The organism is Pseudomonas sp. Z1-14, from assembly GCF_051132005.1.
In the GTDB taxonomy this organism is placed as follows: domain Bacteria; phylum Pseudomonadota; class Gammaproteobacteria; order Pseudomonadales; family Pseudomonadaceae; genus Aquipseudomonas.
The window spans coordinates 5,925,891-5,949,156 of the sequence record NZ_CP071646.1 but is presented as its reverse complement, the minus strand read 5'-3'; the positions used below and the strand labels follow the sequence as shown (position 1 = coordinate 5,949,156).

The 23,266-nt window shown below is 62.2% G+C and carries 20 protein-coding genes; 13 read left to right on the top strand and 7 right to left on the bottom strand.

Translation table 11 applies throughout. The features are described 5' to 3' along the window. Positions 1 to 47 precede the first annotated feature (47 nt). The 7 genes from J3P89_RS27280 (at position 48) to J3P89_RS27250 (ending at position 6,034) form a co-directional block, all read left to right on the top strand. The gene (locus J3P89_RS27280) at positions 48 to 629 is read left to right on the top strand and encodes an alpha/beta hydrolase (protein ID WP_434570425.1); all 582 of its coding nucleotides are present in this window, start codon (positions 48 to 50) and stop codon (positions 627 to 629) included. Between the two features lie 47 nt (positions 630 to 676). Further along, positions 677 to 1,612 (top strand): sigma 54-interacting transcriptional regulator, encoded by a 936-nt coding sequence (locus J3P89_RS27275; protein ID WP_434696225.1) that lies wholly within the window; start codon positions 677 to 679, stop codon positions 1,610 to 1,612. Positions 1,613 to 1,889: 277 nt separating this feature from the next. Next, on the top strand, positions 1,890 to 2,672 hold the full coding sequence (locus tag J3P89_RS27270) for a MetQ/NlpA family ABC transporter substrate-binding protein (RefSeq protein ID WP_434696224.1): 783 nt from the start codon (positions 1,890 to 1,892) through the stop codon (positions 2,670 to 2,672). A 399-nt stretch (positions 2,673 to 3,071) separates the two neighbouring features. Continuing rightward, positions 3,072 to 3,737 carry an amino acid ABC transporter permease gene (locus J3P89_RS27265; protein WP_434696223.1) on the top strand — a complete coding sequence of 222 codons (666 nt, stop codon included), beginning with the start codon at positions 3,072 to 3,074 and terminating at the stop codon, positions 3,735 to 3,737. After that, positions 3,718 to 4,377 (top strand): amino acid ABC transporter permease, encoded by a 660-nt coding sequence (locus tag J3P89_RS27260; RefSeq protein ID WP_434696222.1) that lies wholly within the window; start codon positions 3,718 to 3,720, stop codon positions 4,375 to 4,377. The genes J3P89_RS27265 and J3P89_RS27260 overlap by 20 nt, the downstream gene beginning before the upstream one ends. Beyond that, on the top strand, positions 4,374 to 5,156 hold the full coding sequence (locus J3P89_RS27255; RefSeq protein ID WP_434626600.1) for an amino acid ABC transporter ATP-binding protein: 783 nt from the start codon (positions 4,374 to 4,376) through the stop codon (positions 5,154 to 5,156). Before J3P89_RS27260 ends, J3P89_RS27255 begins: the two co-directional genes overlap by 4 nt. Further along, positions 5,153 to 6,034: a transporter substrate-binding domain-containing protein gene (locus tag J3P89_RS27250; protein WP_434696221.1), complete on the top strand. Its 882-nt coding sequence runs from the start codon at positions 5,153 to 5,155 to the stop codon at positions 6,032 to 6,034. The genes J3P89_RS27255 and J3P89_RS27250 overlap by 4 nt, the downstream gene beginning before the upstream one ends. Positions 6,035 to 6,254: 220 nt before the next feature. Here the strand turns inward: J3P89_RS27250 and J3P89_RS27245 are convergent, their stop codons facing one another. After that, a complete protein-coding gene (locus tag J3P89_RS27245) occupies positions 6,255 to 7,415 on the bottom strand; it encodes an AAA family ATPase (protein ID WP_434570419.1) in 1,161 nt (386 codons plus the stop codon). A 125-nt stretch (positions 7,416 to 7,540) separates the two neighbouring features. Here J3P89_RS27245 and J3P89_RS27240 point away from each other — a divergent pair, with 125 nt between their 5' ends. Genes J3P89_RS27240 through J3P89_RS27230 form a run of 3 tightly spaced genes read left to right on the top strand, consistent with a single transcriptional unit; the run spans position 7,541 to position 12,749 of the window. Beyond that, the gene (locus tag J3P89_RS27240) at positions 7,541 to 8,644 is read left to right on the top strand and encodes an efflux RND transporter periplasmic adaptor subunit (protein WP_434602480.1); all 1,104 of its coding nucleotides are present in this window, start codon (positions 7,541 to 7,543) and stop codon (positions 8,642 to 8,644) included. Then, a complete protein-coding gene (locus J3P89_RS27235; protein WP_434570415.1) occupies positions 8,641 to 9,705 on the top strand; it encodes an efflux RND transporter periplasmic adaptor subunit in 1,065 nt (354 codons plus the stop codon). The genes J3P89_RS27240 and J3P89_RS27235 overlap by 4 nt, the downstream gene beginning before the upstream one ends. Next, on the top strand, positions 9,702 to 12,749 hold the full coding sequence (locus J3P89_RS27230; protein ID WP_434696220.1) for an efflux RND transporter permease subunit: 3,048 nt from the start codon (positions 9,702 to 9,704) through the stop codon (positions 12,747 to 12,749). Before J3P89_RS27235 ends, J3P89_RS27230 begins: the two co-directional genes overlap by 4 nt. Before the next feature lie 348 nt (positions 12,750 to 13,097). On the opposite strand, the gene J3P89_RS27225 is transcribed toward J3P89_RS27230, so the two are convergent. Continuing rightward, entirely contained in the window at positions 13,098 to 15,317 is a 2,220-nt protein-coding gene (locus J3P89_RS27225) for a heavy metal translocating P-type ATPase (protein WP_434696219.1), read from the bottom strand. Between the two features lie 85 nt (positions 15,318 to 15,402). Here J3P89_RS27225 and cadR point away from each other — a divergent pair, with 85 nt between their 5' ends. Further along, the gene (gene cadR / locus J3P89_RS27220; RefSeq protein ID WP_434570409.1) at positions 15,403 to 15,849 is read left to right on the top strand and encodes a Cd(II)/Pb(II)-responsive transcriptional regulator; all 447 of its coding nucleotides are present in this window, start codon (positions 15,403 to 15,405) and stop codon (positions 15,847 to 15,849) included. Between the two features lie 130 nt (positions 15,850 to 15,979). Here cadR and J3P89_RS27215 read toward each other — a convergent pair whose 3' ends face one another. The 3 genes from J3P89_RS27215 to J3P89_RS27205 form a co-directional block, all read right to left on the bottom strand. Continuing rightward, the gene (locus tag J3P89_RS27215; RefSeq protein ID WP_434696218.1) at positions 15,980 to 16,951 is read right to left on the bottom strand and encodes a thymidylate synthase; all 972 of its coding nucleotides are present in this window, start codon (positions 16,949 to 16,951) and stop codon (positions 15,980 to 15,982) included. Between the two features lie 49 nt (positions 16,952 to 17,000). After that, positions 17,001 to 17,810 carry a prolipoprotein diacylglyceryl transferase gene (gene lgt, locus J3P89_RS27210; protein ID WP_434570407.1) on the bottom strand — a complete coding sequence of 270 codons (810 nt, stop codon included), beginning with the start codon at positions 17,808 to 17,810 and terminating at the stop codon, positions 17,001 to 17,003. A 68-nt stretch (positions 17,811 to 17,878) separates the two neighbouring features. Next, a complete protein-coding gene (locus J3P89_RS27205) occupies positions 17,879 to 18,661 on the bottom strand; it encodes a sulfite exporter TauE/SafE family protein (protein ID WP_305501400.1) in 783 nt (260 codons plus the stop codon). 147 nt (positions 18,662 to 18,808) lie between these two features. Here J3P89_RS27205 and J3P89_RS27200 point away from each other — a divergent pair, with 147 nt between their 5' ends. Continuing rightward, positions 18,809 to 19,555: an NRDE family protein gene (locus J3P89_RS27200; protein WP_434696216.1), complete on the top strand. Its 747-nt coding sequence runs from the start codon at positions 18,809 to 18,811 to the stop codon at positions 19,553 to 19,555. Positions 19,556 to 19,682: 127 nt separating this feature from the next. Here J3P89_RS27200 and ptsP read toward each other — a convergent pair whose 3' ends face one another. Next, entirely contained in the window at positions 19,683 to 21,962 is a 2,280-nt protein-coding gene (ptsP, locus tag J3P89_RS27195) for a phosphoenolpyruvate--protein phosphotransferase (protein WP_305497566.1), read from the bottom strand. 22 nt (positions 21,963 to 21,984) lie between these two features. Beyond that, positions 21,985 to 22,464 (bottom strand): RNA pyrophosphohydrolase, encoded by a 480-nt coding sequence (locus tag J3P89_RS27190; RefSeq protein ID WP_003186867.1) that lies wholly within the window; start codon positions 22,462 to 22,464, stop codon positions 21,985 to 21,987. Between the two features lie 143 nt (positions 22,465 to 22,607). Here J3P89_RS27190 and J3P89_RS27185 point away from each other — a divergent pair, with 143 nt between their 5' ends. After that, on the top strand, positions 22,608 to 23,264 hold the full coding sequence (locus J3P89_RS27185; protein ID WP_434570403.1) for an HAD family hydrolase: 657 nt from the start codon (positions 22,608 to 22,610) through the stop codon (positions 23,262 to 23,264). The last annotated feature ends 2 nt before the right edge of the window (positions 23,265 to 23,266 follow it).

Sequence of the window (23,266 nt, the reverse complement as noted above, 5' to 3'; positions counted from 1 at the left end):
CTCTCCTCCTTATACTCGTCCGGGAACAGACACGCAGGAGAGCACCCATGCGCAACGAATCGATTCGCTACCTGATTGTGCCGGGCTGGCAAGGATCGCCGGAAAATCATTGGCAAACCCACTGGCAGAACAGCCTGCCCAACAGTGCCCGGGTCGAGCAGGCTGACTGGCTGACGCCACGGCGTGAAGATTGGGTCGCCGCGCTGGCCGAAGCCATCGCCAGCGACAGCACGCCAGTGATCCTGATCGCCCATAGCCTGGGTTGCATCACCGTGGCCCATTGGGCCGCCACCGCGCCGGTGCCATTCCTGCGGCAGGTGCGTGGCGCGTTGCTGGTGGCGCCGGCGGATGTCGAGCGGCCCGCTTGTGCCCCGGCGCTACGCAACTTCGCGCCGATTCCCACGGACCTGTTGCCGTTTCCCAGCCAAGTGGTCAGTTCCGACAACGACGCGGCGGTCAGTGCCGCGCGCGCCATGGAGCTGGCGCGGAGTTGGGGGGCCGAGGCCGGAATCCTGGCCGGGGCGGGGCACATCAATGTGAAGTCCGGCCACCAGCGCTGGGAGCAGGGTTTCGCTTATCTCTATCGTTTGCAAAACCGCATGGAGCATCACGCCCTGCGTCGCGCCTGAATTTTAATGCCCTCCGTCTCGCCGGCGGTTTGGGGCGGGAGCCTGCCATGAGCCTGCATGAAACCTTCGGTCAGCCCTTGCTGACCTTTCCCGACTCGGAAAAAAGCCCCCTGAGCATTCGTGCCAAGGCACTGGTGTTCGTCGACCCGCGTTCGCGGCAGTTGCGCCAGGAGCTGGAACAACTGGCGCCACGGGCGATTTCGGTGCTGATTCGCGGCGAAACCGGCACCGGCAAGGAGCTGCTGGCCCGGCATATCCATCGCGAGAGCAATCGCGGTGGGCTGTTTGTTTCGGTCAATTGCGGCGCTATCAGCCCGACCTATGCCGACGCCGAATTGTTCGGTTATTCCGCCGGCAGTTATAGCGGTTCGGCCAGCAGTCGGGCCGGGTGGTTCGGCTCGGCCAACGGCGGCACGCTCTACCTGGATGAGATCGGAGACCTGCCGCTGCCGATCCAGATCAAGTTGCTGGCGGCGCTGGAAAACCATGAGGTCACGCGTGTTGGCGCCCAACAACCGAGCCCGGTGGACGTGCGCCTGGTAGCGGCCACCAGCATCGATCTGGCGCAAGCGGTGGCCGCCGGAAAATTTCATGACCGGCTTTATCACTATCTGAGCGAGGGGCAGCTCGAGTTACCCGCCTTGCGCGAGAGAGTGGGCGATGTCCTGTCCCTGGCCGAATACTTCCTGGGCATCTACAGCCAGCGCCTTGGCCTGGCCGTGCCGCTGATCAGTGAAGCGGCGCAACGGGCGCTGGAACGCCACAGCTGGCCGGGCAACACCCGCGAGTTGGAGAACGTTATTCATTTTGCATTGCTGGTGAGTGCCGGCGATGAGATCTTGCCGGAGCATCTGAATTTGCCGTCCCAGCTTTCGGCCCTGGAACTGGTCGAACGGCAGGTGGAGCAGGTTATTGCACAGGGCTCGCAAGCTGAGCGCACCGCCCTCAAGGCGCTGCTCAATCGACTGGACCAAACGCTGTAGACCAGGACGCCCACTTGTGGCGAGGGAGCTTGCTCCCGCTGGGCCGCGCAGCGGACCCAAGATTTTGCGATTGCTGCGCAACCGAGCGGGAGCAAGCTCCCTCACCACAAGAGCGGGTTCCTTATATGAGCAAAATGAATATGAACTTGAATAAAAGATATTGTTAAGGCATAAAAAATATCGGTATCTTCCGCATCACGCCAGCGATAGCACTTCGCTGGCACACCCACATTTTGCCGTCGTCCATGACGACAGTGATATTGAATAAGGACACTGCATGAAAAAGGTTCTGTTGTTCACCGCATTGGCGGCAGCCCTGACCTCGGGCCTGGCCCAGGCGGCGGAAAAACTGGTCGTGGCTGCCACACCGGTACCCCACGCTGAAATCCTCGAGCTGATCAAGCCGGCCCTGGCCAAAGAAGGCGTGGATCTGGAAATCAAGGTGTTCACCGACTACGTACAACCGAACGTACAGGTTGACCAGAAGCGCCTTGACGCCAACTACTTCCAGACCCTGCCTTACCTCAAGAGCTTCAACGAAGGCAAAGGCACCAACCTGGTGACGGTGATCGGCGTCCACGTCGAACCGTTTGGCGGCTACTCGAAAAAAGTAAAAAGCCTGGCTGAGCTGAAAGACGGCGCAACCATCGCCATCCCTAACGAAGGCAGCAACAGCGGTCGTGCCCTGATCCTGTTGCAGAAGGCTGGCCTGATCAAACTCAAGGACCCGAAAAACGCCTTGGCAACGCCGAAAGACATCGCCGAGAACCCGAAGAACTTCAAGTTCAAGGAACTGGAATCGGCCATGCTGCCGCGTGTGCTGGATCAGGTCGACCTGGACATGATCAACACCAACTACGCCCTGGAAGCAGGTCTCAACCCGGCCAAGGATGCCTTGGTGATCGAGGGTTCGGATTCGCCTTACGTGAACTTCCTGGTGGCCCGTCCGGACAACAAGGACAGCCCGGCCATCCAGAAACTGGCCAAGGCGCTGACCAGCCCGGAAGTGAAGGCGTTCATCGAGAAGAAATACAGCGGGGCGGTACTGCCGGCGTTCTGATCGGCGCGGTAGACCTTAACGCAGTTACAAACGCCGACGGCTGATACAGCGTCGGCGTTTTTTTGTGCTCCACATATCGTGTAGCGGCACGGCTTACCCGTGGCGAGGGAGCTTGCTCCCGCTCGGCTGCGCAGCAGTCGCAAACCGGCAGATGCGGTCTACCTCAAGAACAAAGGGGCCTGCTTCGCAGGCCAGCGGGAGCAAGCTCCCTCGCCACAAGATCAAAGGCGGTTTCACACCGCCTGATCGACAAGAGATAGTTTTTCGGGTGATATCCATATGCTTTAACGGTATTTAAATTTCAATTCTTATACCTTTAAAGTCAGCGCTTGCCGAGCAGCTACCCGCTGCCCAAGGACCGCGCTACCGCCGCTTATCGAGCGGCGTCCAGGATGTTCAATGAACTTCGATTACGCTTTTATCCTCAGCACCCTGCCGGCGTTTCTCAAGGCCGTGGGCGTGACGCTGCAGGTCGGCCTTGTCGCCATCGTCACCTCTCTGCTAGTGGCGCTGTTGAACGCGACGATCCTTGTGTCGCGCACGCCTTACCTGCAACGCCTGGTCGGCCTGTATGTGGAGTTGGCGCGCAATACGCCGCTGCTGATCCAGTTGTTCTTCGTCTATTTCGCGTTGCCGGCGCTGGGTATCAAGGTTTCGGGGTTTGCCGCAGCGATCATCACCATGACGTTCCTGGGCGGTGCCTACCTCACGGAAGTGCTGCGTGCGGGCGTGGACGCGGTGCCGCAGGCGCAATTGGAATCCGGTCGTTCCATCGGCCTATCCCACGGGCAATTGCTGCGCTACGTGATTCTGCCGCAGGCCGGGATTCTCAGCCTGCCGTCGCTGTTCGCCAACTTCATTTTCCTGCTGAAGGAGACCACCGTGGTCTCGGCCGTGGCGGTGCCGGAGATTCTCTACACCACCAAAAGCTACATCGCGCTCTACTACAAGACTTACGAAATGCTCGCCGTGCTGACGCTGATTTGCGTGCTGTTGTTCTTGCCGCTGTCGCTAATGCTCAGCCGTCTGGAAAGGAGGCTCCAGCATGGCCAGTTCGGGTCTTGAGTTGTTGTGGGTGTCGTTGCCGCAACTGGGCAAAGGCGCCGCGCAGACCTTGTCGATTTCTTTCCTGGGCATCGCCTTCAGCACCGTCGGCGGCGTGCTTTACGGCGTGTTGCGTACGCTGGGGGTGAAGTGGCTGGACGCTGTTCTGCGGATCTACCTGGAGCTGTTCCGGGCGATCCCGGTGCTGGTCTGGTTGTACCTGCTGTTTTTCGGGCTGCCGATTTTTTTCGGCCTGAGTATTCCGAGCTTCTGGTGCGCGGTCCTGGTGTTGTCGCTGTGGGGTTCAAGCGAGGTCGGCGAGGTGGTGCGCGGCGCGCTGCATTCATTGCCGCGCGGCCAGCGTGAGGCGGGATTGTCGATTGGCCTGAACGGCGCGCAACTCTACGGTTACGTGCTGTTGCCGCAAGCCCTGAGGCGCATGACGCCGCCGACCATCAACGTCTACACGCGCATCATCAAGACCAGTTCCCTGGCGGTGCTGATCGGCGTGGTGGACGTGATCAAGGTCGGCCAGCAGATCATCGAGCGGACCTACGAATCGGTGCTGATCTACGGCGCATTGTTCCTGTTTTTCTTTTTCATCTGCTACCCGCTCTCGGCCGCCTCCCGCGTGCTGGAGCGGCGCTGGACGCAAGCATGAGCGCATTGATCGAGTTCAAGGGTTTCAACAAGTTTTTCGGCGAACAGCAAGTACTGGACGGCATCGACCTGCAAGTGCAGGCCGGGGAAGTGATCGTCATCCTCGGCCCCAGCGGTTGCGGCAAAAGTACCCTGTTGCGGTGTCTCAACGGGCTGGAAGTGGCCCACAGCGGCAGCCTTGAATTGTCCGGTCGTGAGTTGCTGGACAAGGGCACCGATTGGCGCGAGATACGGCAACGGATCGGCATGGTGTTCCAGAGCTACCATCTGTTCCCGCACATGAGCGTGCTCGATAACCTGCTGCTCGGCCCTGTCAAAGTGCAAAAGCGTGACCGCGGTGAAGCGCGCGCCCAGGCCGAAGCCTTGTTGGCCCGTGTGGGCCTGTTGGACAAACGCGATGCTTTCCCACGCCAGCTCTCCGGCGGTCAGCAACAACGCATCGCCATCGTTCGCTCGCTGTGCATGAACCCTGAGGTCATGCTGTTCGATGAAGTTACCGCCGCCCTCGACCCGGAAATGGTCAAGGAAGTGCTGGAAGTCATCCAGGGCCTGGCCCGCGAAGGCATGACGCTGTTGATCGTCACCCACGAAATGGCCTTCGCCCGCGCCGTGGCTGACCGCATCGTGTTCATGGATGCCGGGCGGATCCTTGAACAGAACCCTCCCGAGATTTTCTTTACGAACCCGCAAACCGCACGAGCGCAGCAGTTCCTGGAGAAGTTCTCCTACGTCGCCGCACTACCCCAATCGACTCTAACAAAGGAACTGCAACTGTCATGAAAACTGCCAAGTCGTCTCTGCTGCTATTGCCGCTGCTCGCTGGCCTCTTGCTCGCCGGCTGCAACAAAACCGAAGAGCGTCCCAAGCCCAATGCCGCCAGCCAAGGCACCGCACCGGCCAGCTATCTGGAAAAGATCAAGGCGCGGGACAAGCTGATCGTCGGGGTCTTCACCGACAAGCCGCCGTTTGGCTTCGTCGATGAGGCGGGGCGTTATGTCGGCTTCGACACCGACATCGGTCGTCGCTTCGCCAAGGACTTGCTCGGCGACGAAAACAAGGTCGAATTCGTTGCAGTCGAGCCGGCGAGCCGTATTCCGTTCCTGCAGAGTGACAAAGTCGACCTGATCCTGGCCAACATGACCGTGACCCCGGAGCGCAAGGAAGCGGTGGATTTCACCAATCCGAACCTGAAAGTGGCGGTGCAGGCGCTGGTGCCGCAAGCCAGCGAAGTGAAAACTCTAGATGACCTGGCGACCCGCACCACCATCGTCACCACCGGCACCACGGCGGATATCTGGCTGACCAGTAATCACCCGGACTGGAAGCTGCTCAAGTTCGAGAAAAACTCCGAATCCTTGCAGGCACTTGCCAACGGTCGAGGCGATGCGTATGCCCAGGACAATCTGGTGCTGTTCAGCTGGGCCAAGCAAAACCCCGGCTATCGCGTGCTGGAGCAGAAACTGGGTGCCGAAGCACCGATTGCCCCTGCGGTGAAGAAGGGCAATATCGAGCTGCGCGACTGGGTCAATGCGGAACTGGCGAAGCTGGGTGAAGAGAAATATTTGCTCAAGCTGTACGACCAGTACGTGCGCAAGGAACTGAGCGATGACACCAAACCTGAAAGCGTGATTGTCGAGGGTGGCAAGTGGCAGGGGTGAGCCGCTGATTCTTGGGTAAATCTTCCGATCGCCATCGCGAGCAAGCTCGCTCCCACAATGGATTTCAGTGAACACAGTTCTGTGGCCATATGGAAATCCTGTGGGAGCGAGCCCGCTCGCGAAAGCGTCAGTCCAGGCAACCGAAAACCCCGCGGCGAGGGAGGAACACCGACCACTGTGGGAGCGAGCCTGCTCGCGAAAGCGGTTTGTCAGTCACTACTTATTCAGGCCAGTGCCACGCCGGCTCATCGAGCATCCGCTGTCCGACGATTGCGGTCTGTCCCAAGTCTTTTTCCAGCACGATGCAATTGCAGTTTTCATCCTGCTCCAGCGCGGCGATCAGGCGTGTGGCATGGGACACGACCCAGACCTGGCAGTTGGCCGAAGCGCGGATGATCAAGCGTGCCAAGGCCGGCAACAGATCCGGGTGCAGGCTGGTTTCCGGTTCGTTGAGCACCATCAGCGAGGGCGGGCGCGGCGTGAGCAGGGCGGCGACCAGCAGCAGGTAGCGCAGGGTTCCATCGGACAGCTCGGCGGCCGACAACGGTCGCAGCAGGCCGTGTTGCTGGAAGGCGATGGCGAAACGCCCGCCCTGCAGTTTGTCGATGTGCAGTTGAGCGCCAGGAAACGCATCGCCAATGGCGGCGTGCAGGGCTTCGAAGTCGCCTATCTCCAGAATCGTTTGCAGCGCTGCAGCCAGGTCGCGTCCGTCGTGGTGCAACACCGGGGTGCGAGTGCCCAGTTGCGGCTGGCGCACCGGGGCGTCGGCATCGCTGCGAAAGTGGTCGTAGAAGCGCCAGCGACGAATGAACTCGCGCATCTGCAAGACCTCCGGCGAAGCGCGCAGGCTGCCGACCTGATCGAACAGGCTATCGAAGGTCGGGGTGTGTTGGGCCAATACGTCCCACGAACGGCTTTCACGGGCGCGGATCATTGGCCCGTTGCGGTCCACCAGCAAGCTGGCAGGCCTGTACACCGGTCCGGCCCAGATGCATTCGCGCTTGATTTCAGGGTCCAGTGAAAACGCCGAACGACTGGGTTCCGGCAGGCCCAGGGCGATCGAATAGCTGAAATTTTCCCCGGCAAATCCGAGGCGCAGGCGCATGCTGCCCTGACGCACGATGCCCTGCACAGGTACATCGCCGTTACGCATGCGACGGCTTATTTCTTCCGGGCCGGCCCAGAAGGTCGAGCCCAGCCCACCTTCACGGGCCAGGGCATTGACCACGCCTCCTTGCGCCGTCTCCGCCAACAGGCGCAGGGCGCGATACAGATTCGATTTGCCACTGCCGTTGGGCCCGGTGATCAGGTTCAGCCTGCCCAGCGGGATGACCAGTTTGTTGATGGACCGGTAGTTGGCCACCGCCAGGGTCGTGAGCATGCGAATTCCCTTCGTACATGGATGTCACAGACGAGTCTGCCCGATTCCTGTGCATTCGGTGAACCCTGTTCTAAGCTCACAGTCGTATCGTCACTGGTACGTCCGTACAACGCAAAGGAGTCTGCATGGCTGGTCCTGGAATCAAATTGATTGTTGGCTTGGGCGTGTGTGCGGTGTTGGCGGGGTGCGGTGACAAGAAGCCCGAGGAAAAAGCCTTGCCACGGGTTTTCGTGCAGCAGGCCATACCTTCCGAATACGCCGCCTCGGTGACGCTTACCGGCGACGTCCAGGCTCGCGTGCAGGCTGACCTGTCGTTTCGTGTCGGCGGCAAGATCATCGAGCGCAAAGTCGACGTCGGCGACCGGGTCTCGGCCCGGCAAGTGCTGGCCCGGCTCGATCCACGGGACCTGCAGACCAACGTCGACTCCGCCGAGGCCCAGGTGGCCGCCGAACAGGCGCGGGTCAAGCAGAGTGCGGCGGCATTTGTGCGCCAGCAAAAGCTCTTGCCCAAGGGCTACACCAGCCAGAGCGAATACGACGCGGCCCAGGCGCAACTGCGCAGCAGCCAGAGCGCGCTGACGGCGGCCCAGGCACAACTGGCCAATGCCCGCGAACAGCTGAGCTACACCGCACTGATCGCCGAGGCGCCGGGCATCATCACGGCGCGCCAGGCCGAAGTGGGCCAGGTGGTCCAGGCCACGGAGCCGATCTTCAGCCTGGCCCGGGACGGTGAGCGCGACGCGGTGTTCAACATCTACGAGTCGCTGCTGAGCGAACCGCCATCGGCGCCGGACATTGTCATCAGCCTGCTCGACAACCCTGCCATCAAGACCACCGGTACGGTGCGCGAGATCACCCCGGCGGTGTCCGCCGAGACCGGCACCGTGCAGGTCAAGGTCACGCTCAACGACTTGCCCGAAGGCATGCGCCTGGGTTCGGTGGTCAGCGCCACCGCCAAATCCGCAGGAAAAACCGCCGTGGAGCTGCCCTGGTCGGCACTGACCAAGAATCTCAGTAATCCGGCCGTGTGGCTGGTGGACGGCGAAGGCAAGGCGCAGTTGCACAACGTCACCGTTAGCCGCTACCTGACCGGCAAGGTCATCGTCAGCGACGGGCTCAAGGGCGGCGAAAAAGTCATCATTGCCGGCGGGCAGTTGCTTCATCCGGGCATGCGCGTGGAGATCGCTGAAAACAGCTATGAGAAAAACCCGTCAGGAGCCCAGCCATGAAGCGCCTGTGGATGGTCGCGGCCGGCCTGCTGCTGGCCGCCTGCTCGAAAGAAGAAGCACCGCCGGAGCCGGTGCGGCCGGTGTTGTCCATTGAGGTCCGGGCCTTGGACCAGCAGGCTCTGGGACGCTTCGCCGGGAATATCCAGGCGCGCTACGAAACCAACGTGGGTTTTCGTGTGCCCGGGCGCATCGCCAGTCGCAACGTCGATGTTGGCGCGGAAGTGAAGAAGGGCGACCTGCTCGCAACCCTCGACCCCACCGACCAGCAGAACCAGTTGCGCGCCGCCCAGGGCGACCTGGCGCGGATCGAGGCGCAGTACATCAATGCCCAGGCCAATGCCCGTCGCCAGCAGCAATTGTTCGACCGTGGCGTCGGTGCCCAGGCACAACTGGACATCGCCCAGACGGACCTGAAAACCACCGCTGCCTCCCTGGAACAGGCCAAGGCCACGGTGGAACAGGCCCGCGACCAGCTCAACTATAGCGAACTGCGTACCGACCATGACGCGGTCGTCACCGCCTGGACGGCCGAGGCGGGGCAGGTGGTGACCGCCGGCCAGCAAGTAGTGACGCTGGCCCGCCCGGACGTCAAGGAAGCGGTGATCGACTTGCCCGCCGGGCTGGCCGAGCGCCTGCCCGAGGATGTGGTGTTCGAGGTCGCCGCTCAACTCGACCCGGCGACCCGCACCACGGCCATCGTGCGCGAGATCGAGCCTCAGGCGCAAAGCGCCACCCGTACCCGCCGCGCGCGCCTGACCCTGACCGATACCCCGCCGGGCTTTCGCCTGGGCACCGCCATCAGCGTGACTCTGAGCTCGGCCATCGAACCGCGCATCGAGCTGCCGCTCAGCGCGTTGCAGGAAGTCGACGGCAAGGCGCGAATCTGGCTGATCGACCCGCAGAGCCAGACAGTCTCGCCACGAGAAGTACAGATTATCGAGCGATCGGCCGGTTCGGTCCTGGTCGCCAACGGCATCAAGCCTGGCGACCGCGTGGTCAGCGCCGGGGTGAACAGTCTCCAGCCGGGGCAAAAAGTGAAACTCGACGAGGACGCACGATGAAAGGGCCTTTCAACTTATCCGAATGGGCCCTGCGGCATCAGTCTTTCGTGTGGTACCTGATGTTCGTCGCATTGCTGATGGGCGTGTTCTCATACATGAACCTGGGCCGCGAAGAAGACCCGTCGTTCACCATCAAGACCATGGTCATCCAGACCCGCTGGCCCGGCGCGACCCAGGAAGAAACCCTCGACCAGGTCACCGACCGCATCGAGAAAAAACTCGAAGAGCTCGATTCCCTCGATTATGTGAAGAGTTACACCCGGCCGGGGGAGTCGACGGTGTTCGTGTATCTGCGCGATACCACCGGCGCGGAGGAAATCCCGCAGATCTGGTACCAGGTGCGCAAGAAGATCGACGACATCCGCGGCGAATTTCCCCAGGGCCTGCAGGGGCCGGGGTTCAACGACGAGTTCGGCGATGTGTACGGCTCCGTGTACGCTTTCACCGGCGACGGCCTGTCGATGCGTCAGTTGCGCGATTATGTCGAACAGGTGCGCGCCGAGATCCGCGACGTGCCCGGCCTGGGCAAGGTGGAAATGGTCGGCGAGCAGGACGAAGTGCTGTACCTGAATTTTTCCACGCGCAAACTCGCCGCATTGGGCATCGACCAGCGCCAGGTAGTGCAGAGCCTGCAGTCGCAGAACGCCGTGACCCCGGCAGGGGTGATCGACGCCGGGCCGGAGCGGATCTCCGTGCGCACGTCCGGCCAGTTCCAATCGGAAAAGGACCTGGCCAACGTCAACCTGCGACTCAATGATCGTTTCTATCGCCTCGCCGATATCGCCGACATTCGCCGTGGTTACGTCGATCCCGCCACGCCGATGTTCCGCTTCAACGGCACGCCGGCGATCGGTCTTGCCATTGCCATGAAGAAGGGCGGCAACATCCAGGAGTTCGGAAAGGCGCTGCACGCGCGCATGGACGAACTGACCGCGGACCTGCCGGTGGGCGTCGGCGTGCACACGGTGTCGGACCAGGCTGAAGTGGTGGAGGAAGCCGTCGGCGGCTTCACCAGCGCCTTGTTCGAGGCGGTGATCATCGTTCTGGTGGTCAGTTTCATCAGCCTCGGCATCCGCGCCGGGCTGGTGGTGGCCTGCTCGATCCCGCTGGTGCTGGCGATGGTGTTCGTGTTCATGGAATACAGCGGCATCACCATGCAGAGGATTTCCCTCGGTGCATTGATCATCGCCCTCGGCTTGCTGGTGGACGATGCCATGATCACCGTGGAAATGATGGTCACGCGATTGGAAAAAGGCGATTCCAAGGATCAGGCCGCGACGTTTGCCTATACCTCGACCGCTTTTCCGATGCTCACCGGGACCCTGGTGACCGTGGCCGGCTTCGTGCCCATCGGCCTGAACGCCAGTTCGGCTGGCGAATACACCTTCACGCTGTTCGCGGTGATTGCCGTGGCGATGCTGGTGTCCTGGATCGTCGCGGTGCTGTTCGCCCCGGTGATCGGCGTGCACATTCTCAGTCCCAACGTAAAGCCCCACAGCAACGAGCCGGGACGGGTCGGACGGGCCTTCAACGGTGGCCTGCTGTGGGCGATGCGCAATCGCTGGTGGGCAATCGGGATCACCGTGCTGCTGTTCGCGCTGGCGGTATTCTGCATGCGCTTCGTACAGAACCAGTTCTTCCCGTCCTCGGACCGCCCGGAGATCCTGGTGGACCTCAACCTGCCGCAAAACGCCTCGATGGACGAGACGCGCAAGGCGGTCGATCGCCTGGAGGCCACCCTCAAGGGCGACCCGGACATCGCGCGCTGGAGCACTTACATCGGCGAAGGCGCCATTCGCTTCTACCTGCCGCTGGACCAGCAACTGCAGAACCCGTACTACGCGCAACTGGTGATTGTCAGCAAGGATCTGGAGTCGCGTGCGGCTCTCAGCGAACGCCTGCAAAAGCGCCTGCGTGAAGATTTCGTCGGCATCGGCAGCTACGTGCAGGCGCTGGAAATGGGCCCGCCGGTCGGTCGGCCGATCCAGTACCGGGTCAGCGGCAAGGACATCGACCAGGTGCGCAAGCATGCCATCGAGCTTGCCACCGAACTGGACAAGAACTCACACATTGGCGAGATCATCTACGACTGGAACGAGCCGGGCAAAGTACTGCGCATCGACATCGCCCAGGATAAGGCGCGGCAACTGGGATTGTCTTCGGATGACGTGGCCCGGCTGATGAACAGCATTGTCAGCGGCTCGCCGGTGACTCAGGTCAACGACGATATCTACCTGATCGACGTGGTGGGTCGCGCCGAAGACGCCGAGCGCGGTTCGCCGGAAACCTTGCAGAACCTGCAGATCGTCACACCGGGCGGAACCTCGATTCCGCTGCTGGCCTTTGCCACGGTGCGCTACGAACTGGAACAACCGCTGGTATGGCGTCGCGACCGCAAGCCGACCATCACCATCAAGGCTGCCGTGCGCGATGAAATCCAGCCGACGGACCTGGTGCGGCAGCTGCAACCGGACATCGACAGGTTCGCCGCCAAATTGCCGGTAGGCTACAAGGTCGCCACCGGCGGCACGGTGGAGGAAAGCAGCAAGGCCCAGGGGCCGATCGCCAGCGTGGTGCCGCTGATGTTGTTCCTGATGGCGACGTTCCTGATGATCCAGTTGCACAGCGTGCAGAAATTGTTTCTGGTGGCCAGTGTCGCGCCCCTGGGCTTGATCGGCGTGGTCCTGGCGCTGGTGCCGACGGGCACGCCCATGGGCTTTGTGGCGATCCTCGGGATCCTTGCGCTGATCGGCATCATCATCCGCAACTCGGTAATCCTGGTGACCCAGATCGACGAATACGAACGTGACGGCTATGAACCCTGGGATGCGGTGGTGGAAGCGACCGAGCACCGGCGCCGGCCGATCCTGTTGACGGCGGCGGCGGCGAGCCTGGGCATGATCCCGATCGCCCGGGAAGTGTTCTGGGGCCCGATGGCCTACGCGATGATCGGCGGGATCATCGTCGCCACGCTGCTGACGCTGCTGTTCCTGCCAGCGCTGTATGTGGCCTGGTACAAGATCCGCGAGCCCAAGCGCGAGTGACACGGCTGCGGCACATCCAACATCAATGCAAGCTGACCCACCGCTTTCGCGAGCAGGCTCGCTCCCACAGGGATTCGGGGACTGACATGGATTTGATGTCTATTGGGAGACCAGTGTGGGAGCGAGCTTGCTCGCGATGGCTGCGGCATATCCAACATCAATGCAAGCTGACTCACCGCTTTCGCGAGCAGGCTCGCTCCCACAGGGGATTTGGGGATGGACATGGATTTGATGTTCAGTGGAGACCAGTGTGGGAGCGAGCCTGCTCGCGATGGCTGCGGCACATCCAACATCAATGCAAGCTGACTCACCGCTTTCGCGAGCAGGCCAGCCCGGTCGCTCTGACTTTTACTTGCGCAACAACCGCAACCCATTGAACACCACTAGCAAGCTCACCCCCATGTCGGCAAACACCGCCATCCACATGGTGGCGAACCCGGCGAAGGTCACCGCAAGGAAAATCGCCTTGATCACCAACGCCAGGGCGATGTTCTGCTTGAGGATGCTCGACGTCTGCCGCGACAGCCGGACGAATGCGGGAATCTTGCGCAGGTCGTCGTCCATCAGCGCTACGTCAGCGGTCTCGATGGCGGTGTCGGTGCCGGCCGCCGCCATGGCGAAGCCGATTTCCGAGCGGGCCAGGGCCGGGGCATCGTTGATGCCGTCGCCCACCATGCCGACCCGGTGACCCCCGGCGTAGAGCTTCTCGATAATTTGCAGCTTGTCTTCCGGCAACAGGTCGCCGTGGGCTCGGTCCATGCCCACCTGTGCGGCAATCGCCTCGGCGGTATGGGCGTTGTCGCCGGTCAGCATCAGCGTCTTGATGCCCAGGTCATGCAACTGCCGGATCGCTTCGCGGCTGGAGTCCTTGACGGTATCGGCTACGGCAAACAGCGCCAGAGGCTTGGTGCTGTCGAGCAGCAGCACGACGGACTTGCCTTGTTTTTCCAAAGCGAAGAGTTTCGCTTCCAGCTCGGGAGAGCACAGGCCCAGGTCTTCCACGAGGCGATGGTTGCCCAAGTGATAGGTCTGGCCGCCGATGTCACCGCGAACGCCGCGCCCGGCAAGCGCCGCGAAGTTATCCACAACCTGCTGCGCCGATTGTTTATCCACAGCCGCATGGGCAATCGCCCGGGACACCGGATGGTCCGACCGCGCCGCGAGGCTGGCGGCCAGGGCCGGTGCGGTGGTTTCCACGCTCGGGTCGAGTGCCAGGTAATCGGTCTGCACCGGTTTGCCGTGGGTGATCGTGCCGGTCTTGTCCAAGGCCAGGTAATCGAGCTTGTGGCCGCCCTCCAGGTACACGCCGCCCTTGACCAGGATGCCTTTGCGCGCCGCTGCCGCCAGGCCGCTGACGATGGTCACGGGGGTGGAAATCACCAGTGCACATGGGCAGGCGACCACCAGCAGGACCAGCGCCCTATAGATCCAGTCGAACCAGACTGCGCCCATGAACAGCGGCGGGATGACGGCCACAGCCAAGGCCAGGGCAAACACCGCCGGGGTGTAGATTGTCGAGAACCGGTCAACGAAGCGTTGAGTCGGTGCCCGGGCCCCCTGGGCCTGCTCCACGGCATGGATAATCCGCGCCAGGGTGGACTGATCGGCCGCGGCGGTCACGGCGTATTCCAGTTCGCCGGCCTGGTTGATGGTGCCGGCAAACACTTTGTCGCCCACGGTCTTGTCCACCGGCAGGCTTTCCCCGGTGATCGGCGCCTGGTCGATGGTCGAGCGACCCGCGACCACATCGCCATCCAGCCCGACGCGTTCACCGGGGCGAACCCGCACCCGCGCGCCAAGGGCGATGCTCTTCACTTCCTGGACCTGCCAACTGCCATCGGCCTGCTGCACGGTGGCCTGTTCCGGCGCCATCTGCATCAGGCCGCTGATGGCGTTGCGCGCACGGTCGAGGGACTTGGCCTCGATCAGTTCGGCCACGGTGAACAGGAACATCACCATCGCCGCTTCCGGCCATTGGCCAATCAACACCGCGCCGGTCACGGCGATGCTCATCAGGGCGTTGATGTTCAGGTTCAGGTTCTTCAGAGCGATCCAGCCCTTCTTGTAGGTGGCGAGGCCACCGCTGAGGATCGACACCAGCGCCACCAACGCGACGACCCAGTTCGGCGCGGCGTTGGTGAAGTGAATCACCTCGGCGCCCAATGCTGTGACGCCGGACAACGCCAGCGGCCACCATGGTTTGGCTGGAGCGGGCGGGGTGTGAGTCGGTTTGTCCTGGCCAGCCGTCAACGGTTCCGCCTGCATTCCCAAGGACTCGATGGCCTTGATGATCGGCGTGTCGCTGGGCAGGTCATGGGTTACGCCCAGTACACGGTTGATCAGGTTGAATTCCAGTCGCTGCACGCCTTCAAGTTTGCCGAGCTTGTTCTGGATCAGTGTCTGTTCGGTGGGGCAGTCCATGGCTTCGATGCGAAAACTGCTCAGCCGCGCACCGTCCGTCGGCGTTTTGTCGAGCGTGACTACCGCCGGCGCTGCCTTGGATGAGCAGCAGGAGTGCCCATGCTCATGGCCATGGGCGGGTCGGGGTGTATGGATGGAATCGTTCATCGGGTTACGTCCGTGAAAAGTGCCTGTTGCGCAGTAAAGACCCTGTAGCCACTATAGGGTCAAGCACCTATTTGGAGTTCATCCGATGAAGATTGGCGAACTGGCGAAAATCACCGACTGCCAAGTCGAGACCATCCGCTATTACGAACGTGAGGGGCTGCTACCGGAACCGGCCCGCAGTGACGGCAATTATCGCGTCTACACCCAGGCCCATGCCGAGCGGCTGACGTTCATCCGCAACTGCCGGACCCTGGACATGACCCTGGAGGAAATCCGCAGCCTGCTGGCCTTGCGCGACAGCCCCCAGGACCAATGCGAGAGCGTCAACGCACTGATCGACGAACACATCCATCACGTCAAGGCGCGCATCGACGGCCTGCAGGCCTTGCAGGCGCAACTGATCGACCTGCGCCATCGCTGTGGCGAAGGGCCGGATCTTGAGCAGTGTGGGATCTTGCAACGGTTGGAGGTGAGCGGGGCGGTGGCGCCGGAGGTGGAGCATTCACATGTGGGCAGGAGTCATGGGCATTGACCTGATTTTGAAATAACGGAGACCAGGTGGGAGCGAGCCTGCTCGCGAAAGCGGTGGATCAGTCACTTAATTTGTATGTGATGACGCTTTCGCGAGCAGGCTCGCTCCCACAGGGGAGACGGGGTGTTTTCTAGACCGCCATCGGCGCGGTCATCGGCGCATGGTGTTGGTAGCCTTCGAGGGAGAAGTCGCTCGGTTCGACCTGCTCCAGCCACTCGGGCTGGTATACGCCGGTCTTGGCAAACTCCGGCACGCGCTCGGAAATCACCAGTCGGGGCATCGGGAACGGCTCGCGCGTGAGCTGTTCATTGAGCATGTCCAAGTGGTTTTCGTAGACGTGGGCATCGCCGATGAAATAGGTGAACCAGCGCGGCGTATAACCGGTCAGGCGACCAATCAGGCTTAGCAGCGCGGCGCCTTCGGTGAGGTTGAACGGCGTGCCCAGGCCCAGGTCGTTGGAGCGGATGTAGAGGGTCAGGGAGATTTCCCGGGTCTCGACATTCGGATGGAACTGATACAGCAGGTGGCACGGTGGCAGGGCCATTTCATCGAGCTGGGCGCAGTTCCAGCCGTGGAACAGGATGCGCCGGCTGCCCGGGTCCCTGATGATGGTGTCGACGCACTGGCGAACCTGATCGATGGCCTTGTACAGCACCACGTAGGCCTGGCCGTTTTCTTCGCCTTCGGCGATCTGCCGATAACCCTGGGCCAGCGTCTGCTCGATGGCGGCAGGGTTGCTCAGCGGGATCTGCTTGTAGGCCGGCCACTTGCGCCATTGCACGCCGTAGATCTCGCCCAGGTCGTCCTCGCCCTGGCGGAACGGGTTGGCCAGCCATTGCGCATTTTCGTTGGCATTCTGGTCCCAGACCTTGCAGCCCAGGGCCCGGAACTCGGCGGCATTGTTCACGCCACGCAAGAAACCGCACATCTCGCCGATCGCCGACTTGAAGGCCATCTTGCGCGTAGTGATGGCGGGAAAGCCTTCCTTCAGGTCATAGCGCAGCATCGCGCCAGGGAAACTGATGGTGTTCACGCCGGTGCGGTTGGCTTGCTTGGTGCCGTTCTTGATGACGTGAGCCACCAGGTCGAGATATTGCTTCATGGGTTACCTGTGTCCTTGAACCCGGGGCCAGCGCCCCGGGGTCCGAATTTTAAACCTTGGCCGCCGCAGCCGGTGCACGGTTATAAGCCAGCCAGATCAGCGCCAGGCCACCGATGATCATCGGCAGGCACAGCACCTGGCCCATGGTCAGCCAGTTCCACGCCAGATAGCCGAGCTGGGCGTCCGGTACGCGGACGAACTCGACGATGAAACGGAAGATCCCGTAGAACAGCGCAAACATGCCCGACACCGCCATGGTCGGCCGCGGCTTGCGCGAGAACAACCAGAGAATCAGGAACAGTGCCACGCCTTCCAGGGCGAACTGGTACAGCTGCGACGGGTGGCGGGGCAGTTGGGCCGGGTCGCTGAACGGCGGGAAGACCATCGCCCACGGCACGTCCGTCGGCTTGCCCCACAGCTCGGCGTTGATGAAATTGCCGATGCGCCCGGCGCCAAGGCCGATCGGCACCATCGGCGCGACGAAGTCCATCAGTTCGAAAAACGACTTGTTGTTGCGCTTGCCGAACCACAGCGCCGCCAGCATCACGCCGATGAAGCCCCCGTGGAACGACATGCCGCCCTTCCAGACTTCAAAGATCAGCGTCGGGTTGGCCAGGTAGGCGCTCAGGTCGTAGAACAGTACATAACCCAGGCGCCCGCCAACGATCACGCCCATGGACAGCCAGAACACCAGGTCCGAGAGCTTCTCTTTGTTCCAGGTCGGGTCAAACCGATTGAGCCGGCGCGAGGCCAGCCACCAGGCACCGCCGATACCGATCAGGTACATGAGACCGTACCAGTGGATTTTCAGCGGGCCGATGGCCAGGGCAACCGGATCGATCTGCGGGTAAGGCAGCATTGATATTCCTCGTGAACGTCAAAAATACCCGGGCGAAGCTGCCACCTCGGGATTAAGCCAGGATTGCGTCAGAGCAGGAAACTCAAGCCCACACTGAACAACAAAGCGGCGAACAGCCGCTTGAGCAAGCGCGGCGACAGGCGATGGGCCAGTCGCGCGCCGAAACGGGCGAAGATCATGCTCGTCAGGGCGATGCCCAGCAGTGCCGGCAAATATACAAAACCGAGACTATGGGGCGGCAACAGCGGATCCTGCCACCCCAGAATCATGAAACTTAACGCACTGACCAGGGCGATGGGCAGCCCGCAGGCCGACGAAGTCGCCACCGCTTGTTGCATCGGCACGCTGCGCCAGGTCAGGAACGGTACGGTCAGCGAACCGCCGCCGATACCGAAAATCGCCGAGGCCCAGCCGACAACCGTGCCGGCCAGGCCCAATCCGACCTTGCCCGGCACGGTACGGCTGGCCTTCGGCTTGAAATCCAGCGCCAGTTGCAGGGCAACGAGCATGGCGAATACGCCGATGATTTTTTGCAGATGCGGGCCGGAGATCGCTTCGGCGGTAATGGCGCCGAAACCGGCACCGATCAGGATCCCGACGGTCATCCAGGTAAAGATCTGCCAGCGCACCGCGCCTTTGCGGTGATGCTCGCGTACGGCATTCACCGAGGTAAAGATGATCGATGCCAGGGACGTACCGACAGCCAGGTGCGTCAACACCTGCGGGTCAAAACCCTGCAAGGTGAAACTGAACACCAGCACCGGGACGATGATCATCCCGCCGCCGACGCCGAATAGCCCGGCGAGTACACCGGCACAGGCGCCGAGCAGCAGATAAAGCAGAAATTCCACCAGCGTCGCCTCGACCATCGCAAACAAGAGCGGCATGGTAACGGATCGAGGGGCCTGGGCTCCACTGAAGGCGATGGATGCGTTGGTGATGTGTGGGTAAAGTAGGCACCACGAAAGCGGAGCTCGGATTTTTCACAGGACAACCTGATGTGCCTGATCGTATTTGCCTGGCGGCCCGGCCACGCCCAGCCGCTGATCGTGGCGGCCAACCGCGACGAGTTCTACGCGCGCCCGACGCTGCCACTGGCGCAGTGGCCTGACGCACCGCACGTGCATGCCGGTCGCGACCTGGAGGCGGGCGGCACCTGGCTCGGGGTCGGCGCCGGGGGCCGCTTTGCCGCGCTGACCAACATCCGCGATCCTGGCCAGCTCCCGGCGTTCAAGTCTCGCGGCGAGCTGGTGGCGCGGTTCCTGACCGGGAACCTGTCGATCATCGATTATCTGAGCGAAGTCGTGCCGCGCGCCGGCGAGTATGGCGGCTTCAACCTGCTGCTGGGCGATGGCGCCGAACTGTGGCACTACAACGCACGCGATACACGCCCGCAGTCGTTGGCCGAAGGGATCTACGGACTGTCCAACGCCGGGTTGAACACGCCCTGGCCGAAATTGCTCAAGGCCCGGACGGCGCTGAGTGAGGTGCTGCATGACCCGCAACCCCAAGCGCTGCTGACGCTATTGAACGATCCGCAACCGGCCCCGGTGGCCGAGCTGCCGGACACCGGTGTGGGACTGTCCACGGAAATGCTGCTGTCGAGCGTGTTCATCGCCAGCCCGGCCTACGGGACGCGGGCGAGCACGGCGCTGATCGTTAATGCTGACGGGACGCGGCAGATGGTCGAGCGCAGTTTCGGGCCCCATGGGGGGCATTTGGGGGAGGTGGAGCTGCTCGTTTAATGCCGACGATAACCCCGTGGCGAGGGAGCTTGCTCCCGCTGGGCTACGAAGTAGCCCCAAAGCTTTTGGGCGGGCTTCGCCCGCCAGCGGGAGCAAGCTCCCTCGCCACAAATGCTCGCCGCGGGATCTAAAGGGTCTTGTTCGAAGCCGGGTTGATCATCCGCGCCAACCCGAGGTTTTTCAGCGCCAACTGCAAGGAGCTATGGATCACCTGCGGATTGTCGATGGTCATCAGCTCCGCCAGCAGCTCCTGGGCCTTGCTGAGGTTGATCTGGCGCAGCATCCATTTCACTTTCGGCAGGTTGGTGGCGTTCATCGACAGGCTGTCGAAGCCCATCGCCATCAGCAGCACCGCCGCCGCCGGGTCGCCAGCCATTTCGCCGCAGATGCTTACCGGCTTGCCCTCGGCATGGGCGTCGCGAACGACATTCTGCAAGGCTTGCAGCACGGCCGGATGCAGGTAGTCGTAGAGGTCGGCCACCCGTGGGTTGTTGCGATCCACGGCCAGCAGGTACTGGGTCAGGTCGTTGGAGCCTACCGACAGGAAGTCCACCTGCCGCGCCAGTTCCTTGGTCTGGTACACCGCTGCCGGAATCTCGATCATCACGCCCACCGGCGGCATGGGTACGTCGGTGCCTTCGTCGCGCACCTCGCCCCAGGCCCGGTGGATCAGGTGCAGGGCTTCTTCCAGCTCATGGGTGCCAGAGATCATCGGCAACAGGATGCGCAGGTTGTTCAGGCCTTCGCTGGCCTTGAGCATGGCGCGGGCCTGGACCAGGAAGATTTCCGGATGGTCGAGCGTCACGCGGATCCCGCGCCAGCCGAGGAACGGGTTGTCTTCCTTGATCGGGAAGTAGGACAGCGATTTGTCGCCGCCGATGTCCAGGCTACGCATGGTCACCGGTTGCGGATGAAACGCGGACAATTGCTCGCGGTAGATCGCCAGCTGTTCCTTTTCGCTGGGGAAACGCTGGTTGATCATGAACGGCACTTCGGTGCGGTACAGGCCCACGCCCTCGGCGCCACGCTTCTGCGCCCGGGCCACATCGGCCAGCAGGCCGGTGTTGACCCACAGCGGCATGCGATGGCCATCGAGGGTTATGCACGGCAGGTCGCGCAGGGCATCCAGGCCCAGGGAGAGTTGCTTCTCTTCCTCCACCACATCGGCAAACTGCTTGCGCAACACGTCGCTGGGGTTGGTGTAGACCTCGCCGTGGTAGCCGTCGACGATCATCTGGATGCCGTCGACCTTGGAATACGGCAGGTCCACCAGGCCCATGACCGTGGGAATGCCCATGGCCCGGGCCAGGATCGCCACGTGGGAGTTGCCCGAGCCCAGTACCGAGACCAGGCCCGCCAGCTTGCCTTCCGGCACTTCGCCGAGCATCGCCGGGGTCAGCTCTTCGCTCACCAGGATGGTGTTGTCGGGGTAGACCAGGGTCTGCTGACGCTCTTGCTGCAGGTAGGCGAGCAGGCGGCGACCGAGGTCCTTGACGTCGGAGGCGCGCTCGCGCAGGTAGGCGTCGTCCATCAGTTCGAAACGGTTGACGTGGTCGGTCACCACCTGGCGCAACGCGCCCTGGGCCCATTGGCCGGTCTTGATGACCGTGGTCACTTCGCTGCCCAGGGAGGCATCGTCAAGCATCATCAGGTAGACATCGAACAGCGCCCGCTCTTCAGGCCGCAGTTGCGTGGCCAGCTTGGCGGACAGGGCGCGCATGTCGGCCCGCACGCCTTCGATGGCAGTCTTGAACAAGCCCAGCTCGGCATTGATGTCGGCGATGGTCTTGTCCGGCACCACGTCGAGGTCGGCGGGTGGCAGCATGACCACCGCGGTGCCCACCGCCGCGCCCGGTGAACCCGGCACGCCGACGAACTTGGCTTCCTGGATGCCCTTGCCCTGGCGGCCCAGGCCGCTGATCGAGCCGGTGGCCTCGGCGTGGGCGATAACCCCGGCCAGTTGCGCGCTCATGGTCACGAGGAAGGCTTCTTCGCCCTCGTCGAACTGGCGGCGCTCTTTTTGCTGGATGACCAACACGCCGACGACGCGGCGGTGGTGAATGATCGGCGCGCCGAGGAACGATGCGTAGCGCTCTTCACCGGTCTCGGCAAAGTAGCGATAGCGCGGGTGATCGGCGGCGTTTTCCAGGTTCAGCGGTTCTTCCCGGGTACCGACCAGGCCGACCAGGCCTTCGTTGGGCGCCATGCTGACCTTGCCGATGGAGCGCTTGTTCAGGCCCTCGGTCGCCATCAGCACAAAACGGTTGGTCTCGGGGTCCAGCAGGTAGACCGAGCAGACCTGGCTGCCCATGGCCTCTTTGACGCGCAATACAATAATCCCCAACGCCGCCTTGAGATCCTTGGCGGAGTTAACTTCCTGGACGATCTTGCGCAGCGTATTGAGCATGGCTCGGGGTCGAACTCCGTCGTCAGTCGCGCGTCAGCAGGCGCGGGGCAAGCTCTTTGAGAGCGCGTCGATACACCTCGCGCTTGAATGTCACCACCTGGCCCAACGGATACCAATAACTGACCCAGCGCCAGCCATCGAATTCCGGTTTACCGGTCAAATCCATCCGCACCCGCTGCTCGTTGGAGATCAGGCGCAGGAGAAACCATTTCTGCTTCTGGCCGATACACAGCGGTTGGCTGTGCGTGCGGACCAGGCGTTGCGGCAAACGATAGCGCAACCAGCCTCGGGTGCAGGCGAGTATTTCGACATCCTCTCGCTCCAGCCCCACTTCTTCGTTCAACTCGCGGTACAAAGCCTCTTCCGGCGTCTCCTGGGGGTTGATCCCTCCCTGTGGAAACTGCCAGGCGTCTTGATTGATACGGCGAGCCCATAGCACCTGTCCGGCATCATTCGTAAGAATGATCCCCACATTGGGACGGAAACCATCGGGATCGATCACGGCAACAACCTCGCAAACGCATGTCGCCGCATTGTTCCACAAAGGTTGTGAAAGCAGCAACGAGGCTGCCCACCTTATGTGCACTCTTGTGAAAAGTCCGTATTCTGGGCGCCTTTCTCAAGAAATTTCAGCGAGTAACTGCAATGCGGCTGGCTTTATTCGACTTGGACAACACGCTGCTGGGCGGCGACAGCGATCACGCCTGGGGCGATTACCTCTGCGAGCGCGGGTTTCTGGATGCCGTTACCTACAAGGCGCGCAACGATGAGTTTTACCAGGACTACCTGGCCGGTAAGCTGGACAACGCCGCGTACCTGAATTTCTGCCTGGAGATCCTCGGCCGTACCGAGATGGAGGTGCTGGCGCAGTGGCATCTCGAATACATGCGCGACTGCATCGAGCCGATCGTGCTGCCCCAAGCCATCGAGCTGCTGAAAAAACACCGTGATGCCGGCGACAAGCTGGTGATCATCACCGCCACCAACCGCTTCGTCACCGCGCCGATTGCCGAGCGTCTAGGCGTCGAAACCCTGATCGCCACCGAGTGCGAAATGATTGACGGTCGCTACAGTGGGCGCAGCACCGACATCCCCTGTTTCCGCGAGGGCAAGGTGACCCGGCTGAACCGCTGGCTGGAAGAGACCGGGTATTCGCTGGACGACAGCTACTTCTATAGCGACTCGATGAACGACTTGCCGCTGTTGGAAGCAGTGACGCACCCGGTGGCGGTCGATCCGGATCCGAACCTGCGGGCCGAGGCCGAGAAACGCGGCTGGCCGGTGATCAGCCTGCGCGACTGACC